The organism is Pantoea sp. nfd-35 (assembly GCF_056892255.1).
On sequence record NZ_CP122403.1, the window covers coordinates 688,858 to 706,995 of the forward strand.

Below are 18,138 nucleotides of genomic sequence, written 5' to 3' on the forward strand. Positions count from 1 at the left end.
CACATGGCACAGGATTATCACCACGGCGTGCGCGTTGAGGAAATCAACGAAGGCACGCGAACCATCACCACCGTCAGCCCCGCGATTGTCGGGCTGGTCTGTACCGGCGACGACGCCGACGCGGCCACCTTTTCGCTAAACCGCCCGGTGCTGTTAACCGACGTACTCACAGCCAGCGGCAAGGCCGGAGAGTCCGGCACGCTGGCGCGCTCACTGGACGCCATGGCCGATCAGTCCAAACCCGTCACCATCGTCGTGCGTGAGCCGCAGGGTGAAGCCGAAGCGGAAACCACCGCCAACATCATCGGCGGCGTGACCGACGGCCAGCGCACCGGCATGAAGGCGCTGCTGGCCGCGCAGTCCGTCTGCGGCGTAAAACCCCGCATTCTCGGTGTACCGGGCTACGACACCGACACCAAAGCCGTAGCCACCGAGCTGCTGGGCTTGGCGCAGAGTCTGCGCGGCTTCGCCTACCTGTCCGCCTACGGCTACAAGAGTGTTGAAGAGGCGATTGCCTATGGCCGCGACAGAAATTGACCATCTGGATCAGACCAACGAATCAGACGCCAGCTTTCTAATGCGACTGGCTAAACAGTGCGGTGCGGTGTCCTGCGTCAAGGACGGTAATCTGCTGTTTATCCGCCAGGGTCAGGGTAAAACGGCAGGCGGCAAGGCGCTGCCGATAATCACCCTTCAGCGCAGGGACAGGGACGGCCACCGCTTCACCCCGGCAGATCGCGACGCCTACACCGGCGTGATAGCCAGCTGGCTGCATACCCGTGAACCGGCAAATAAACCAGTGGCTAAGGTGAAGCGCAGGCGACGTAAAACCACGGCAAAAAAGAAGGAACCGGAGGCGAAACAGGGCGATTACCTGATCGGCACGGATGAAAACGTGCTGGTACTGAGTTGCACTTATGCGAACCGGAGCAACGCCGAACGGGCGGCTAGAATGCAATGGGAGCGCCTGCAGCGCGGTGCAGCGGCGTTTTCCATTCAGCTGGCGAAGGGGCCCGCGGAACTTTATACAGAAATGCCGGTGAAGGTCAGCGGCTTTAAGCAGCAGATAGATGCTGGGGGATGGATCATCACAATGCTGACGCACAACCTGAGCGCTGAGAGCGGATTTACTACCAGTTTAGAGTTGGAAGTGAAAATAGACTCGCTTGAAATGAGTTAGTGCTATCTAATAATGGTTTAATTAAGTATTATTTATCTCAATTGGGTTTTGGAGAGAATGTTATGATGAATTGCCCTTTGTGCGAGAATGCCGCACATACCCGCAGCAGTTTTCAAGTATCAGCCACGACGAAAGAGCGCTATAACTAGAGCCAGAATATTAATTGCAGCTGTACGTTTAAATCCCATGAGACGGTTTATGAGATCATTATGAAGCCGGGAAGCGTTAAACCTGTGTCACCGCATCCGGGAAGAAATCAGCAGCAAGCATTGTGGTTATAATTATTATGGCTTAGCAGCGCCCGTACGAAACGGGCTTTCATCTTTTTAATGTTGTAAACACAATTCGGAAAGGTTAAATACTTGATTTTAAATTTAAAATGACCTCCATAAATCATTTTATTCACTCATTTTAAGGAAATCTTCAACATTCATTTTGAATGTGTGAGGTGTTAAATCTGCTAATGAAAAAATTGTATCTGGATTTACTGGTCTTTTTATCGAAAGGGGTATTCCTGGCTTGTTTAGTTTTGGTGTAATAAGAGTAGATCCATTATTATGAATGTATTTAGTAGCTATCTTGGCAATTTGTTTTTCATAATTTTCAAGATGTATTAAGCTGATGATGAATGAACCCTCCACTTCATTATCGATTCTTTTTATAAAGGGTGTGACTCTGAATATATCTCGAAAAAATTTTGAATCTTGCTCAAAGCAGCTAATGCCCAATGCCAGTAGTAAAGATGTATTAGGATTTTTCTGTAGTATTTTTCTGTAAGCCATTCTCCTTAACTTGCTATTCAATACTTCGCCATAGCCAGTGCATATAATCTCATTTAATGGGTCACTTGGAAAAAGTTCAGCACCACTATAATAGCGTTCAATGAATGAATCTCTTTCCGATTTTTCACAGCTTCTTATTCGAAGAGTGATCCAGTTGGAATCAAGTTTCACATAGCTTGATTCATGGAATTTTACTTCAGATATATAATCTACTTTATTTTCCCATTCCCACCTTTCGCAGGCCTTTATGGCGTCAATTTTCGACTCAAAGAAAAAGGCCCCCTTTAATCTAGATGGCTTGTCAGGAAAATTTAATGCGCGAAATTTTTCTATATGAAACTCAGATGCAAGGTCGCTAATATATTTATCGTTGATGGATGATTGGATATTATTATATAGCCATAAGGACGGCGCTGTAAATTCTACGCCTTGTTCATCTTTAGGAGGATTTGCTAATATCCTACCAATAGCAACCTCCCAAGCAACCATCGGATGATCTATATCGAGAATAGCGAATAACCTCATTTTATAATCCTTTTTCAACCAGTCTTTAATTAGGTATAACTGAAAATATTAAATGATCCACTAACATAATTTGATAAATAAATCTGTTTCTTAAACCAAATTTATTGTAATTTTTTCACGAAAGATTTTTCTCTTCATACATTCATTAAGCATCAGTTTGGCCTTTAGTAATGTATTAGATAAAGCATATTTCTTCCATGTGATCACCATTTAAGGGTTACAAGTTACCAGTTGCTGGCCTTATTCTTGATGGTAGTTTGTACGGCTGAGGTGAAAGGTAAAAAATCTGCTGCAATTTTTCTGCCAATGACTAATTATCAATACAATAAAGCCATCTTAAAAGATGGCTTAACTGCATGATTTTCATCACTAAATCTGGTGGCCCCTGCTGGGTTTGAACCAGCGACCAAGCGATTATGAGTCGCCTGCTCTAACCACTGAGCTAAGGGGCCAATGGAGCGGGGATTATAAAGTATCTGTCCGAGGCAATCCAGCGTTGTTCGGCTGGTTGCTGAAATAAGCAGCAATGTTTTACTTGCTGATAACTATGATAAAACAGACGAAAATCTCTGGCTGATGGGCGGCGGTGCAACTGACGCTGTTATCCTTAAATGTCTTTCCCCGCTTAACAATAAAAAAAGCCCACTCAGGCCAGGACGTTAACCGGCAAATGCGCTTTAATCAGTGGCAAGATTATGATGAATAAGGATGCGTGAGCGGCTGTAAGACGCAGCGCAAAGCCAGGAGCCCCATGAGCGAACACAACATCACCGATATCATCGCACCGGACCTGAACGTGCTGTTTTGCGGTATCAATCCCGGTCAGTCGACGGCGCACACCGGCTATCATTTTGCGCATCCGGGTAACCGCTTCTGGAAGGTGATTTATCTGGCAGGGTTTACCGAGCAGCAGCTGAAGCCGGAAGAGGAGCAGCGCTTACTGGAGACCGGATGCGGTATCACGATGCTGGTCGAGCGTCCGACCATTCAGGCGAATGAACTGGGTGGTGATGAGCTACGCGATGGCGGTCAGCGGCTGATGGATAAGGTGATACGTTATCAACCTGCTGCGCTGGCTATCCTGGGTAAGGATGCCTTTAAACGCGCGTTTCGGCAGAGCAAGGTGGAGTGGGGCGAGCAGCCGATTTACATGGGGAAAACCCAGGTTTGGGTGTTGCCGAATCCGAGTGGGTTAAATCGTGCGTCGCTGGAAGAGATGGTGGCGATGTATCGTCAGATGTACGATGCGCTACAGGCACAAGGTTAAAGGTCAGGCGTGAAAAGTAGGGCAGGGCGGCAGATATAAAAAAAACCCCGGCGAACCGGGGTTTTAACTGACTTAGTCGTCGAGGAAGCTACGCAGCACTTCCGAGCGGCTCGGATGGCGCAGTTTACGCAGGGCTTTCGCTTCAATCTGACGGATACGCTCACGAGTAACGTCAAACTGTTTGCCCACTTCTTCTAACGTGTGGTCGGTGTTCATATCGATACCGAAACGCATGCGCAGCACTTTGGCTTCACGGGCGGTCAGGCCAGCCAGCACGTCATGGGTGGCAGAACGCAGGCTCTCAGAGGTGGCAGAGTCCAGCGGCAGCTCCAGCGTGGTGTCTTCGATAAAATCACCCAGATGTGAATCTTCATCATCACCAATCGGCGTCTCCATAGAGATAGGCTCTTTGGCAATCTTCAGCACCTTGCGGATCTTATCTTCAGGCATCAGCATGCGCTCAGCCAGTTCTTCTGGCGTCGGCTCGCGGCCCATCTCCTGAAGCATCTGGCGCGAGATACGGTTGAGTTTGTTGATGGTCTCAATCATATGCACCGGAATACGGATGGTACGCGCCTGGTCAGCGATAGAACGGGTAATCGCCTGACGAATCCACCATGTGGCATAAGTTGAGAACTTATAGCCGCGACGGTATTCGAACTTATCAACCGCTTTCATGAGACCGATGTTACCTTCCTGAATCAGATCCAGGAACTGCAGACCACGGTTGGTGTATTTCTTCGCGATTGAAATGACCAGACGCAGGTTAGCTTCAACCATCTCTTTCTTCGCGCGGCGGGCTTTCGCTTCACCGATCGACATACGACGGTTGATGTCTTTAACCTGCTCGATGGTCAGGCCGGTTTCTTCTTCAATCTGGGCCAGTTTCTGCAGAGAACGCATCACGTCATCCTGCACGTCCAGCAGTTTTTCAGACCACGGCTTGTTCATGGCCAGTGCGGCTTTGAACCAGCTCTCGTTAGTCTCGTTACCGGTGAACAGCGTAATGAAGTTTTTCTTCGGCATTTTGCACACTTCAATACACAGCTTCATGATCAAACGTTCCTGAGTACGGACACGCTCCATCATTTCACGCATGTTGTTCACGAGGTAGTCGAACTGCTTCGGTACCAGGCGGAACTGCTTAAAGACGTCAGACAGGTTCTGGATCTCGGCAACCGAGGCAGCATGGCTGCGTCCTTTGCTTTTGATCACGTCACGCGTGGTTTCGTACTGCGTGCGCAGGTCAGAGAACTTCTCGCGCGCCAGTTCTGGATCGATAGAGTTATCGTCGTCAGAGCTGTCGTCATCGCTCTCTTCGTCGTCATCTTCGTCGTCATTACGATCGGCTTCAGACAGCTCAGAACCCACGTGAGTAGCGGTCGGTGCCAGGTCTTCTTCAGCGTTAGGATCAACAAAGCCAGTGATTAAATCTGACAGGCGCGACTCGCCTGCTTCAACGCGATCGTACTGATCCAGCAGGTAGGTAATTGCTTCCGGGTATTCAGCAACGGAACACTGAACCTGGTTAATACCGTCTTCGATACGCTTCGCGATGTCGATTTCGCCTTCGCGGGTCAGCAGTTCAACGGTACCCATTTCACGCATGTACATGCGAACCGGGTCAGTGGTGCGGCCAATTTCAGATTCAACGCTGGATAATACCTGAGCGGCAGCTTCCGCGGCATCTTCGTCAGTATCGGAGCTGTTTTCATTCAGCATCAGATCGTCGGCGTCCGGGGCTTCTTCAACCACCTGGATGCCCATGTCGTTAATCATCTGGATGATGTCTTCGATCTGATCGGAGTCGACGATATCTTCCGGCAGATGGTCATTGACCTCAGCATAGGTCAGATAGCCTTGCTCCTTACCACGGGTGACAAGAAGCTTGAGCTGTGACTGCGGGTTTTGCTCCATAAGACGGTATCCACACTTCTGTTAATTAGATTGGTGTTGGTCGGCAGCGTGCCAACAATAACAGTGAAGGCATTTATTCTCGCCGCTGCCTTCGTCGCGGCCTGGGCTTTGCCCATCAGTAATCGGCACTTAAGCCGCAAATTTTATGTCGGGCCTGGCTTACTCGCCATTTTTGCCGCTGCTAAGTGCTCGTCATCCTCACGTACATCAGTACGCTCCGGTGACTGCGCGCTTTCAGCGACAAAACTTGCTTCGACGCCGACGGCCCGAAAGCGGAAGCTGGCTTACTGGCCATTTTTGCCGCTGCCAAGTGCTCGTCATCCTCACGTACATCAGTACGCTCTGGTGACTGCGCGCCAACAGAAACAAAACGTGCTTCGCCCCTCAATTTTTCAGCCTGCCGCTTCGGTTAAGGGAAGCCGCAGGCCGGATAATGCGTTACTTTTTCGCGAAGGCCTGGCTCAGCGCCCAGAGCTCGCGTCGCTCGTCGGTACTGAGCCCGTGCGTACGTTCACGCGCAATCAGGAACTCCAGTCGCTCTTCCAACGCCGAGTCATAAACGCTGGCAAGGGAGTCCTGAAATACCGCCTCGCTTTCCTCATCCACTATCATGTGGTTCCAGACGGCCAGTGTTTCAAGCGTCTGGCTAAAATTTGTTCCGCGATATAACTCTAGTAGCTGACCGGTGGTCAATCCAGGATTCTCATTACAGCGCGTCACTAATTCAATAAATAACGGTAAACCGGCAATTTTCGACTCGGCAAGCCCGTCCAGTGACGGCACCAGGGTTGCCAGCTGCGGATTCTGAATCAGCAGCGCCACTAAAACGCGCATCGTGGTGCGTTTAAGCGGTGGGGCGACCGGTGCGCTTCCGCCCGGGGCCTGCTTTGGCATCAGCTTTTCAAGCTGAGAGTCATCCAGAATACCTAACTTGTTACCCAGCGCCTGACGCATATAGATACGCAGTGTTTCACCGGGAATCTGTGTGATCAGCGGCAACGCCAACGTACTTAAACGTGCTTTACCGTCGCGAGAGCTCAAATCTACCTGAGGTAGCAGGCTGTCGAACAGAAACGAAGAGAGCGGCATCGCCTGCTCCATCCTCGTCTCAAATGCGGCTTTACCCTCCTGGCGAACCAGCGTATCCGGGTCTTCGCCGTCGGGTAGAAACATAAAGCGTAGTTGACGACCGTCATTCATGTAAGGCAATGCGGTTTCAAGTGCACGCCATGCTGCCTCACGCCCGGCCCGATCGCCGTCATAACAGCAGATCACGTTGTCCGTGCTGCGAAACAGCAGCTGAATATGTTCAGCCGTGGTTGATGTCCCCAGTGACGCAACCGCGTAATCCACGCCGAATTGCGCCAGGGCAACCACATCCATATAGCCTTCCACCACTAACAGGCGTTTAGGTTCAGGATGATTTTTTAACGCTTCATACAGGCCATAGAGCTGACGGCCTTTATGAAAAACCGGCGTTTCCGGTGAGTTCAGATACTTAGGCGTATCATTACCCAGCACGCGGCCACCAAAACCGATGACGCGGCCTCGCTTATCGCGAATCGGGAACATCACGCGCTCGCGAAAGCGGTCATAAACCCGGCCTTTGTCGTTACTGACCAGCATCCCCGCTTCCATCAACGATTCACGATCTTCAGGCTGCTTGCCGAAGCGTTTCAGGACGTTGTCCCAACCGGCGGGCGCATAGCCAATCGAAAAATGGTTGATGATGTCGGCGCTCAGACCACGATGTTCAAGATAATCGCGTGCTGACTGGGCGCTGGACTGCTGCAAACTCTGCTGATAAAAACCGTTCAGGTTCTCCATCAGCTGGTACAGGCTCTGGCGCTGATGGCGTTCCATCTGGCTTGGCCCATTGCCCGCTTCGTAAGGTACGTCTAAACCATGGGAAGTGGCTAACTCTTCAATACTTTCAACAAACTCAAGACGATCATAGTTCATCAGAAAGTCGATTGCGTTACCGTGAGCGCCGCAACCAAAGCAGTGATAAAACTGCTTTTCGCCATTTACGGTAAAAGAGGGCGTTTTCTCATTATGGAAAGGACAACACGCATGATAATTTTTTCCCTGCTTTTTCAGCTTAACGCGGGCATCGATTAACTCCACGATGTCCGTGCGGGCAAGTAAGTCATTGATAAATACGCGTGGAATACGTCCTGCCATAAGCCCCGTTTTTTCAGCTCATAAACGACAACAAGCCGCGCTTCCTTTCGGAAAGCACGGCCTTTTACTTGACTCGGTCTGCGTTTATCACGCTGTGGAGGCGAACCTCCGGGAAATTAGTACAGACGAGTGCGGCGTGCGTTTTCGCGAGCCAGTTTTTTGGCATGACGCTTAACTGCAGATGCTTTAGCGCGCTTACGTTCGGTCGTTGGTTTTTCATAGAACTCACGACGACGAACTTCAGCCAGAACGCCTGCTTTCTCGCAGGAACGCTTAAAGCGACGCAGTGCTACGTCGAACGGCTCGTTTTCACGTACTTTAATTACCGGCATGTAACTCTCACCTCAATAAAATTCGGTTTTGCTGCTGACTGCGGCGCCAGCACATTTCAAAATGGTGCAGCATTTTACTCCAACTCGCGTCGGCTTGTAAAGCACCATGGATAATTTAGAACCAACAGGAGCGTTTGCCTGTGCGGCTGCCGGTTTTTTCCAGGGGCGGGAGTATAGCGCACTCTTTAGGCAGCAGAAAATGACTTTTTGCGTGGATTGCATCCTCTTTTCGTGCAAGGGCTATGCTAAACTGCGCGCCGCAAGAATGAGGTGAAGCAATGCGAATTCTGGGTATTGAAACATCGTGCGATGAAACCGGCATCGCAATCTATGATGACGAGGCTGGCCTGGTGGCTAACCAACTGTACAGCCAGGTAAAACTGCATGCCGATTACGGCGGCGTGGTGCCGGAACTGGCATCGCGCGATCACGTGCGCAAAACGGTGCCGCTGATCCAGGCGGCCCTGAAGCAGGCCAACCTGGCGCCGCAGCAAATTGATGCGGTCGCCTATACCGCCGGACCGGGCCTGGTGGGCGCGTTGCTGGTGGGCGCAACGGTTGGACGCGCGCTGGCCTTTGCGTGGAAGGTACCTGCGGTGCCGGTGCACCATATGGAAGGTCATCTGCTGGCACCGATGCTGGAAGAGAATCCGCCCGCGTTCCCGTTTGTCGCATTGCTGGTTTCAGGCGGTCACACGCAGTTAATCAGCGTCACCGGTATTGGCGAATACACACTGCTGGGCGAGTCGATTGACGATGCTGCAGGTGAAGCCTTCGATAAAACCGCCAAACTGCTGGGGCTGGATTATCCTGGCGGCCCGATGCTGTCGAAAATGGCGCAGCAGGGCACCGCCGGGCGGTTCACCTTCCCGCGCCCGATGACGGATCGTCCGGGGCTGGATTTTAGTTTCTCAGGCCTGAAAACCTTTGCCGCGAATACCATTCGTGGCAATGACGATGACGCGCAAACCCGCGCCGATATCGCCCGGGCGTTTGAAGATGCGGTTGTCGATACGCTGGCGATTAAATGCAAACGCGCGCTGGATCATACGGGTTTTAAACGTCTGGTCATTGCGGGCGGCGTCAGTGCTAACCGCACCCTGCGTGAACAGATGGCCGTGATGATGCAAAAGCGGGGCGGTGAGGTGTTCTATGCCCGTCCTGAATTTTGTACCGATAACGGGGCCATGATTGCCTACGCGGGCATGGTGCGCCTTAAAGGCGGCACGCGGGGAGAACTGGGCGTGAGCGTCAGGCCGCGCTGGCCCTTGTCGGAACTGCCCGCCATCTGAGATCCAAAAAGCCGGTTAACCGGCTTTTTTTACGCTTACTTTTTCTTTTTTCGCTTCCAGATTTTGCTTTCCTGACCGCGCCACAGGCGCTGAATGTTGTCATGATGACGCAGTAAAATCAGGCAGGAGAGCATGGAAACCGGAAACGTAAACTGTGGCTTAAACCACCAGACATAAAACGGCGCGATAAGCGCGCTGACAATCGCGCCAAGCGATGAGTAGCCGCTCAGCAGCACGGTCAGCAGCCACGTTCCCGTCATGAGTCCGGTCAGGTCCCAGCCAATGGGAGCGATTGCACCAAACGCCGTCGCCACGCCTTTCCCGCCACGAAAGCGAAAAAACACCGGATAAATATGGCCCAGACAGGCAGCAATGGCGGTTAAGCCCAGATAAAGCGGGGGCACATGAAACAGATAGGCCAGCCACACGGGCAGCATACCTTTCACAATATCGAACACCAGCACAGACGCAGCCGCCAGTTTGCCGCCGATACGCAGTACGTTGGTTGCGCCCGGGTTGCCTGAACCGTGGGTGCGGGGATCGGGTAAACCGGCGAGTTTGCAAACCAGAATCGCACTGGAAATTGAACCGCACAGATACGCGAAAATAATCATACCAAGCGCGAAAGCACTCATAACACCGTCCCGTTTCCTTTGGGGTCGTTTTGATCACGTCTACCATGGATAATACGCACAATCTGCCGGAAGTGGTATCCGGCGCGACCAAAAACAGAGAGCATCATCATGGATATCGTCTTTATAGAACAACTCACCGTCTTCACCACGATAGGGGTTTATGACTGGGAGCAGGGAATTCAGCAGAAGCTGGTGATCGATGTAGAAATGGCGTGGGATAACCGTCAGGCCGCCGCCAGCGACGATGTGAAAGACTGCCTGAGCTATGCCGATGTCTCAGAAGCGATTCTGTCGCATCTGACGGGACAGCGTTTTGCGTTGGTGGAGCGCGTAGCGGAAGAAATTGCGGATCTGTTGATGAACCGTTTCAATTCACCTGGCGTGCGCATCAGGGTAGCAAAACCGGGCGCGGTGGCTCAGGCAGCGCAGGTTGGCGTGCGAATTGAGCGCGGGACTATTCCTAAATAGTTACGATGTGATTGCCATCACAATGAAACCAAACCAAATTACTGTTTGTCTCAGCACGTGCCGTTTCGTTACGACAGACTAAACGGCAGTTGAGCTTAAGGTTTTACTCAGACTTAAGCAGATAAGATTTAAGGCGATAGCGCAACAGCTAGCGCCTTTTTCATGGTTTTAAAACGGACAGAGGGAATACATTGATGGCAGATCTTCATCAGCTGTGGGTAGCTGCAATCCTGGGCGTGGTAGAAGGGTTAACCGAGTTCTTACCGGTCTCTTCTACCGGGCACATGATTATAGTGGGGCACCTGCTGGGCTTTGAGGGCGACAAAGCAGAAACCTTTGAAGTGGTCATTCAGTTAGGTTCCATTCTTGCCGTCGTCGTGATGTTCTGGCGGCGTTTGTTTGGATTGATCGGCATTCACTTTGGTGAAGTGAAACATGAAGGTGTCGGGACAGGTCGGTTAACCCTGATCCATATCCTGTTGGGCATGATCCCTGCGGTGGTGGTTGGTCTGGCGCTGCACGATCAGATTAAAACGTTGTTTAATCCGATTAACGTCATGTATGCGCTGGTGGTCGGGGGCTTACTGCTGCTGGCAGCGGAATTCCTGAAACCGAAACAGCCAAAATCGCCAGGTATTGATGATATCACCTATCGTCAGGCGTTTATGATTGGCTGCTTCCAGTGTCTGGCGCTGTGGCCGGGCTTCTCGCGTTCGGGCGCCACCATTTCAGGCGGGATGCTGATGGGCGTGAGCCGCTATGCCGCATCCGAGTTCTCGTTTATCCTGGCCGTACCGATGATGATCGGGGCGACAGGGCTGGATATCTATAAAAGCCTCGGCTTCCTGACGATGGCCGACTTCCCGATGTTTGCGGTGGGCTTTATCACCGCATTCGTTGTCGCGTTGCTGGCCATCAAAGTGTTCCTGGAGCTGATCAAACGCATCTCTTTCGTGTCATTTGCCATCTACCGCTTTATCGTGGCGGGCGCGGTGTACATGATTTTCATGTAAGCCACAGGGTAACGCGGTCGGGCAACTGGCCGCGTTACGCTAAGCCCTGTTCGACAGCCTGAATACGACGTCGCGTGAGCTCTTCCCGCACCTCTATCCCTTTAAATCCCGCCTCCACGACCGCCCTAGATGACACGGCCTGAGCCAGGGCAAACGCACGTCGCAGGTAGTTGCCCTGGGGATAAGGCATGTTGGCAAGGCCACCGCGTCCGCGGGCGTCCGCTTCGCTGCACAGCGCCAGTTGGTTAACCCGCTCGGGTTTGCGCCAGGCGTCAAGACGGTCAAATAAGCCAATCAACGCGTCGGCAGGGCGCTGCTCAATAGTATGCATCATGTCGTGAAACTCCGTGACCAGCAGCGCCAGATCACGGATCGCATTCGGCACGCGTAGCCGTTGACACAGCGCGGCGACCAGCGGAACGCCTGCCGGGCCATGTCCGTGATGGCTGGGCCATTGTTCAACCGGCGTTAAGGCTTTACCGACATCGTGAAACAGCGTCGCAAAGCGCACGTCAATCGCTTCCGACAGGCCAGCAGACAGGGTTAACGCCATCAGCGTGTGAACCCCGGTATCAATTTCCGGGTGCCATCGGGCGGGCGCCGGCACGCCGAACAGGTTATCGATTTCCGGAAACAGTCCCTGCAATGCGCCGCAGTCGCGCAGTACCTGGAAGTAAACCTGGGGATTATGGGAGGACAGGGCTTTTTCCGTCTCTTTCCAGACGCGTTCGGCCGTGAGATCGGCCAGCTCGCCGCTCTCTGCCATTTGTCGCATCAGCGCCTGCGTTTCGTCGGCAATACGAAAATTAAGGTGGGCGAAGCGCGCGGCAAAACGCGCGACGCGCAGGACGCGCAGGGGATCTTCACTAAAGGCATCGGAAACGTGGCGCAGCTGCCGGTCGGCAATATCCTGCTGCCCGTGGTAGGGATCGTAAAGCTCGCCTTGATCGTCGCGGGCAATGGCGTTAATCGTCAAATCGCGGCGCTGTAAATCCTGCTCCAGCGTGACGTCTGGCGCCGACCAGGTCGTGAACCCGGTGTAGCCTTTGCCGTTCTTCCGTTCGGTACGCGCCAGCGCATACTCTTCCCGGCTGTCGGGATGCAGAAACACGGGGAAGTCGCGGCCGACCTGCTGGTAGCCTTGTTCCAGCATGGCTTCCGGGGTCGCGCCTACCACCACCCAGTCTTTGTCTTTAACCGGCAACTTCAACAGCGCATCGCGCACTGCACCGCCAACAAGAAACGTCTTCACGCACAACTCCAGAGATAAATAAGTGATCTGCGCGTCTGTGGGCTTCCGGCACCTGAATCCAGACGGGCACAAACTCTATTGTTGCACAAATTCGACATATTGCAGACAGGCCAAGAGGGGCATCTTACGATCCCCTGATAGCGAGCGGTGGTAAAACTAGTTCATCCAGCGATCGTTTTTCTTACGGCGCGGCACCATGTGCGGCAACAGTAGCCCCAGCAGCAGGCCGACGCCTAGCACGCCGCCACCATACATAAACCACTGCATGATGATCGTACGCTGTTTGTCATCCAACTGAACGTTAGCGGCGCTGACTTTCTTCTGCGCCACGATCAGTTCGTTTTTCAGCTTCTGATTTTGCTCTTTTAAGCCGTTGATCACGCTGTCGCTGCTGGCCACTTTGTTCTGCATTTCGGCGGTGCGCTGATTCCAGCTGTTATCAATATTGGCTAACTTGGCGGTCAGGTCTTTAACCTGTTGTTCCAGCTGCGGTACCCGGGTGCGCAGGCTGGGATTTTCACTCAGCTGCGACAGGGGGATCCAGACGGTGCGGCCTTCGGCATCGCGTACCTGGCCATATTTGGTGGCATCATTGGTCTGCAGCAGCTGTACCTGTTCACCCGCATTCAGCTTGCCCAGCAGGCGAAACTGGTCGCCGGGACCGCTACGAACCCAGGTGGATAATTCGTCAGAAACGTAACGTTTTTCATCGGCGTGAGCAGGTGCAAGGGCGCTGAGGGCCAGCAAAGTGATTCCAGCGAGTGTGATTTTTTTCATTAGATTTCGTTTTGCTTAAAAATTAAAGATAATTTACCGGCACAGTCTGTAGAGGCTTCGCGTAAATCTGAATGAGAACTATCCTGGTCTCATGACAGTGCGAAAAGGGTAGCGAAAGCACAAAGAAAGCAGAGACAGTCCGGCTTCTGTGCATTACTCTTCGCCTGAAAACCCTAACCTTCAGCTCAGTGGATGCAGCAGAAGATAACCTTAAACAGGCAGGGAATATATCCTTAAGTGCCAGCGGCGTTAGTGAATAAAAAAATATGACCATCGAAATCGAACTTAAGTTCATTGCTAAACCCAATGCTGCCGGGAAACTGGCAGAACGGCTGGCGGCGTTTCCGCATCAGCACCAGGCTGCCCGTCAGCTGACCAATATCTATTTTGAAACCGACGATAATCAGTTACGTCGTTGGAATATGGGATTGCGCATTCGGGGCGTTGATCAACGCTACGAAATGACGCTGAAAACCGCCGGCAAAACGCTGGGTGGGCTACATCAGCGCGGCGAATACAACGTTGACCTCACTGAGCCAACGCTGGACATCAGCCGTCTGCCCGCAGACATCTGGCCGGAAGGAACGGATGTGGCAGCGCTACAGCAGCGTCTGCAGCCGCTGTTCAGTACCCATTTTGAACGAGAGATCTGGGTAGTCACGGCGGGCAGTAGTGAAATAGAAATTGCCTGCGATCGGGGCGACGTGACGGCGGGGGAATTGAGCGAACCTTTGTCAGAGGTTGAGCTTGAGCTAAAAGGTGGCCAGCGCAGCGAGTTGCTGACCTTTGCTCAGCAGTTAGTGGCCGTGGGCGACCTGCGGATGGGCAGCCTGAGCAAGGCGGCGCGCGGCTATCAGTTAGCCAAAGGTAATCCCTCGCGTGAGGTAACCGCCTTTCCGCTGTTAAAAGCCGGGGCGAAAGCCACGGTGGAAGAGGGCATGGCAGCGGCCATGGCGGCAGGTCTTCACCACTGGCAATATCATGAAGAAGTGTGGCTGCGTGGCAATAAGCGCGCCAGAGAAGCGGTTCGTGAGGCGCTGGATGTTCTGCGTCAGGCGTTTGCGCTGTTTGGGGCGGTAGTCCCGCGCAAGGCCAGTAGCGAGCTGCGTCAGAAGCTGACCACGCTGGAAGAAACGCTGCTGAATGAAGATGTCGATGCCGACAGCTTCTGTTTTTCGGCTCTCTCGGTAGAGACCCAGTTAGCACTTACTCACTGGTTGGCCGAGGCCCACTGGCGGCAGTGGATTGATGAAAAGGGGCAAACCAAGCTCAACGGTTCCTTTAAACGCTTTGGCGATATCATGCTGGGCCGCATCAATGCCGATCTGAAAGAAACCTTCAGCACCGTCCATCAGGTGAATGAGTATCAGGACAAGGCCACGCGTCTGGATCGACAGCTGCTGGCGGTGCATTTGCTGGCGGGCGCTTACTCGCCGGATGCCGTTCACGACTGGCTGGCGCCGTGGCAGCAGCTGCAGCGCGCAATCAGGGAACAGCAGCACGCCAGCCTGGACTGGTTAACGGCGCAGGCGATGAAACAGTCACCCTTTTGGTTAACCAGCGGTTCGCCACGCTAAGTCATACAGCACGCTATCAGGGAGAGAACATGTTGCCATCCTTACCCACCGTATTGCGCACCCAGGCCGCGCGGGCAGTTGAACAGCTCGGTCTTGCGGATACCGCTCTCAGCGAGGCGCAGCTTGCCGGTCTGGCCTTCAGCGACTTTGTGCTGGATAACCTGCAGCAGAATCCGCACTGGTGGCAGGAGATTGCCGCACAGTCACCCGTGGCCGACGAGTGGCAGCAGTATACGCAGTGGCTGGGCAGAGACATGGCGGCAGTGGACAGTGAAGCCAGCCTGATGCGCGTGCTGCGCCTGTTTCGCCGCCGCATGCTGGTTCGCATTGCCTGGATGCAGTGCTTGCAGCTTGCCACGACAGAGCAGACGCTGCAGCAGCTGAGCGTATTAGCCGAGGTGCTGATCGACGCCGCGCGCCACTGGGTTTATCAGGACTGCTGTCGCGAATTCGGCACGCCCTGCAATGCCGCGGGTGAACCACAGCCGCTGCTGATCCTCGGAATGGGCAAGCTGGGCGGCGGCGAGCTGAATTTCTCCTCCGATATCGATCTGATTTTTGCCTGGCCGGAAAACGGCACCACGCGCGGCGGTCGCCGCGAACTCGACAATGCGCAGTTTTTTACCCGCATGGGCCAGCGCCTGATCAAAGTACTCGATCAGCCCACGGCCGACGGCTTTGTTTACCGGGTCGATATGCGCCTGCGCCCGTTTGGCGACAGCGGGCCGCTGGTCATGAGCTTTGCCGCCCTGGAAGATTATTACCAGGAGCAGGGCCGCGACTGGGAGCGCTACGCCATGGTGAAGGCGCGGCTGATGGGCGATGAGCAGGATCGCTGGAGCCAGGAACTGCAGCAGATGCTGCGGCCCTTTGTTTATCGCCGCTACATCGATTTCAGCGTCATCCAGTCGTTACGCAATATGAAAGCGATGATCGCGCGTGAAGTGCGTCGCCGCGGGCTGAAAAACAACATCAAGCTGGGCGCGGGCGGGATTCGCGAAACAGAATTTATCGTGCAGGTTTTTCAGTTGATTCGTGGCGGACGTGAGCGCTCGCTTCAGCTCCGGGCCTTGATACCTACGCTGTCTGCTATTGAATCTCTGGCCTTACTGCCACCCGAGCAGGTTGCGGCATTGCGCGCGGCTTATCTGTTTCTGCGTCGGCTGGAAAACCTGTTGCAAAGTCTGGCGGACGAACAAACGCAAACGCTGCCGGAAGAGGCGTTACCCCGCGCCCGGCTGGCGTGGGCGATGGACTGTGATGACTGGGCTGCGCTGAGCGCCCGGCTGGAAACGCATATGGCCGCCGTGCGTGCCATCTTCGATGAGTTAATCGGTGAAGATACGCCGGATGTGGGCGATCGCCCCGAACTGGCCGACTTTAACATGCTGTGGCACGACAGTCTGGAGGACACTGAGCTGGCCCCGCTGGTGCCACAACTGGATACCACGCAGTGTCATGCTCTCAATCAGGCGCTGGAAGCGTTTCGCCAGGATATCGGTCACCGCACTATCGGCCCGCGCGGCCGTCAGGCGCTGGATCAGCTGATGCCTCAACTGCTGAGTGAAGTCTGTTCACGCAGCGATGCCGCGGTGACCTTCAGCCGCCTGGCGCCGTTGCTGCTGAGCGTTCTGACCCGCAGTACCTACCTTGAGCTGCTCACCGAGTATCACGGCGCGTTGCGTCACCTGATTCGTCTTTGCGCAGCCTCACCGATGGTGGCCAGCCAGCTGGCACGTTATCCGCTGTTACTGGATGAGCTGCTTGATCCCGCCACGCTCTATCAGCCAACCGCTACGGATGCCTACCGGGATGAGCTGCGTCAGTACCTGATGCGCATTCCTGCGGATGATGAAGAGCAGCAGCTTGAAGCATTACGCCAGTTTAAACAGGCACAGTTATTACGCATCGCGGCGGCGGATATTGCGGGCACGTTGCCGGTGATGAAAGTGAGCGATCACTTAACCTGGCTGGCCGAGGCCATTATCGAATCGGTGGTGCAGCAGGCATGGAATATGATGGTGCAGCGCTATGGCCGACCGTCACACCTTGTGCATGAACACGAGCGGGGCTTCACGGTATTGGGCTATGGCAAGCTGGGCGGATGGGAACTGGGCTACAGCTCCGATCTCGATCTGGTTTTCCTGCACGACTGCCCGATGGAAGCCGTCACGCAGGGCGAGCGCAGCATAGACGGACGGCAGTTTTACCTGCGGCTGGCGCAGCGCATCATGCATCTGTTCAGCACCCGTACGTCGTCCGGCATTTTGTACGAAGTGGATGCGCGACTGCGGCCTTCGGGCGCGGCTGGCATGCTGGTCAGTACTTTTGAAGCCTTCGACGACTATCAGCGCAACGAAGCCTGGACGTGGGAGCATCAGGCGCTGGTCCGCGCCCGCGTGGTGTTCGGTGAGCCCGATCTGAGCGCGCGTTTTAGCGCCATTCGCCGTGCGATCCTCTGTCTGCCGCGCGATGCAGCAGCGTTGCAAACGGAAGTCAGAGAGATGCGTGACAAAATGCGCGCGCACCTGAGCAACAAGCACAAGGGCCGCTGGGAGATCAAAACGGACGAAGGCGGCATTACGGATATTGAATTCATCGCCCAGTACCTGGTGCTGCGCTATGCGGCGGAGCAGCCCGACCTGACGCGCTGGTCAGACAATGTGCGGATTTTTGAACGGATGGCAATCCACCACAAAATGTCTGACGAGGAAGCGGCAGCGCTCACGCATGCTTATGTCACGCTGCGCGATGCGCTGCATCATCTGGCGCTTCAGGAGCAGCCCGGGCATGTTGAACCTGACGCCTTTGCGCAGGAAAAAGAGTCGGTGAACACCAGCTGGCAGCGATGGCTACAGTCACCACACTCTCTCACGGCGTGATGCTGATAGCACCTGTCGCAACTGTGTTATCATCCGCGCACTATTTTGAATGCAG

13 protein-coding genes, 1 tRNA gene and 3 pseudogenes are annotated in these 18,138 nt (G+C 53.9%); 9 read left to right on the top strand and 8 right to left on the bottom strand.

Going from position 1 to position 18,138, the window contains the following annotated elements; all coding sequences use genetic code 11:
* Positions 1-3: 3 nt before the first annotated feature.
* From P9J57_RS03335 to P9J57_RS03345, 3 pseudogenes are all read left to right on the top strand, one after another.
* Positions 4-519 (top strand): annotated as a pseudogene (locus P9J57_RS03335) (phage tail sheath subtilisin-like domain-containing protein); the annotation flags it as partial.
* 19 nt (positions 520-538) lie between these two features.
* Positions 539-1,180: pseudogene (locus P9J57_RS03340) on the top strand (contractile injection system protein, VgrG/Pvc8 family); the annotation flags it as partial.
* Positions 1,181-1,242: 62 nt separating this feature from the next.
* Positions 1,243-1,461 (top strand): annotated as a pseudogene (locus tag P9J57_RS03345) (ogr/Delta-like zinc finger family protein).
* Between the two features lie 117 nt (positions 1,462-1,578).
* Here P9J57_RS03345 and P9J57_RS03350 read toward each other — a convergent pair.
* Both P9J57_RS03350 and P9J57_RS03355 read right to left on the bottom strand, forming a co-directional pair.
* Positions 1,579-2,487 carry a hypothetical protein gene (locus P9J57_RS03350; RefSeq protein ID WP_483279388.1) on the bottom strand — a complete coding sequence of 303 codons (909 nt, stop codon included), beginning with the start codon at positions 2,485-2,487 and terminating at the stop codon, positions 1,579-1,581.
* A 376-nt stretch (positions 2,488-2,863) separates the two neighbouring features.
* Positions 2,864-2,939, bottom strand: a tRNA-Ile gene (locus tag P9J57_RS03355).
* Between the two features lie 299 nt (positions 2,940-3,238).
* Between P9J57_RS03355 and mug the strand changes: the two genes are divergently transcribed.
* Positions 3,239-3,754, top strand: coding sequence for a G/U mismatch-specific DNA glycosylase (mug, locus tag P9J57_RS03360; RefSeq protein ID WP_014605021.1), 516 nt, complete (start codon positions 3,239-3,241; stop codon positions 3,752-3,754).
* 72 nt (positions 3,755-3,826) lie between these two features.
* On the opposite strand, the gene rpoD is transcribed toward mug, so the two are convergent.
* The 3 genes from rpoD to rpsU all read right to left on the bottom strand — a co-directional run bounded on the left by rpoD (position 3,827) and on the right by rpsU (position 8,187).
* Positions 3,827-5,671 (bottom strand): RNA polymerase sigma factor RpoD, encoded by a 1,845-nt coding sequence (gene rpoD / locus P9J57_RS03365; protein ID WP_013027259.1) that lies wholly within the window; start codon positions 5,669-5,671, stop codon positions 3,827-3,829.
* A 438-nt stretch (positions 5,672-6,109) separates the two neighbouring features.
* The gene (gene dnaG / locus P9J57_RS03370) at positions 6,110-7,855 is read right to left on the bottom strand and encodes a DNA primase (protein ID WP_014594644.1); all 1,746 of its coding nucleotides are present in this window, start codon (positions 7,853-7,855) and stop codon (positions 6,110-6,112) included.
* A 116-nt stretch (positions 7,856-7,971) separates the two neighbouring features.
* The gene (gene rpsU, locus P9J57_RS03375; RefSeq protein ID WP_001144069.1) at positions 7,972-8,187 is read right to left on the bottom strand and encodes a 30S ribosomal protein S21; all 216 of its coding nucleotides are present in this window, start codon (positions 8,185-8,187) and stop codon (positions 7,972-7,974) included.
* 278 nt (positions 8,188-8,465) lie between these two features.
* On the opposite strand from rpsU, the gene tsaD reads away from it, so the two are divergent.
* Positions 8,466-9,479 (top strand): tRNA (adenosine(37)-N6)-threonylcarbamoyltransferase complex transferase subunit TsaD, encoded by a 1,014-nt coding sequence (gene tsaD, locus P9J57_RS03380; RefSeq protein WP_013027257.1) that lies wholly within the window; start codon positions 8,466-8,468, stop codon positions 9,477-9,479.
* 35 nt (positions 9,480-9,514) lie between these two features.
* Here tsaD and plsY read toward each other — a convergent pair whose 3' ends face one another.
* Entirely contained in the window at positions 9,515-10,114 is a 600-nt protein-coding gene (plsY, locus tag P9J57_RS03385; protein WP_013027256.1) for a glycerol-3-phosphate 1-O-acyltransferase PlsY, read from the bottom strand.
* Between the two features lie 108 nt (positions 10,115-10,222).
* Between plsY and folB the strand changes: the two genes are divergently transcribed.
* Together folB and bacA are read left to right on the top strand one after the other, a co-directional pair.
* Positions 10,223-10,582, top strand: coding sequence for a bifunctional dihydroneopterin aldolase/7,8-dihydroneopterin epimerase (folB, locus tag P9J57_RS03390; protein WP_013027255.1), 360 nt, complete (start codon positions 10,223-10,225; stop codon positions 10,580-10,582).
* A 194-nt stretch (positions 10,583-10,776) separates the two neighbouring features.
* Positions 10,777-11,595, top strand: coding sequence for an undecaprenyl-diphosphate phosphatase (bacA, locus tag P9J57_RS03395; protein ID WP_014594643.1), 819 nt, complete (start codon positions 10,777-10,779; stop codon positions 11,593-11,595).
* Positions 11,596-11,629: 34 nt separating this feature from the next.
* Here bacA and P9J57_RS03400 read toward each other — a convergent pair whose 3' ends face one another.
* Entirely contained in the window at positions 11,630-12,847 is a 1,218-nt protein-coding gene (locus P9J57_RS03400) for a multifunctional CCA addition/repair protein (RefSeq protein WP_029570673.1), read from the bottom strand.
* A gap of 156 nt (positions 12,848-13,003) precedes the next feature.
* A complete protein-coding gene (locus P9J57_RS03405; protein ID WP_483279389.1) occupies positions 13,004-13,624 on the bottom strand; it encodes a TIGR04211 family SH3 domain-containing protein in 621 nt (206 codons plus the stop codon).
* A 266-nt stretch (positions 13,625-13,890) separates the two neighbouring features.
* On the opposite strand from P9J57_RS03405, the gene P9J57_RS03410 reads away from it, so the two are divergent.
* Both P9J57_RS03410 and glnE read left to right on the top strand, forming a co-directional pair.
* Entirely contained in the window at positions 13,891-15,201 is a 1,311-nt protein-coding gene (locus P9J57_RS03410; RefSeq protein ID WP_013027251.1) for a CYTH domain-containing protein, read from the top strand.
* Positions 15,202-15,230: 29 nt separating this feature from the next.
* A complete protein-coding gene (gene glnE, locus P9J57_RS03415; protein WP_483279390.1) occupies positions 15,231-18,083 on the top strand; it encodes a bifunctional [glutamate--ammonia ligase]-adenylyl-L-tyrosine phosphorylase/[glutamate--ammonia-ligase] adenylyltransferase in 2,853 nt (950 codons plus the stop codon).
* The last annotated feature ends 55 nt before the right edge of the window (positions 18,084-18,138 follow it).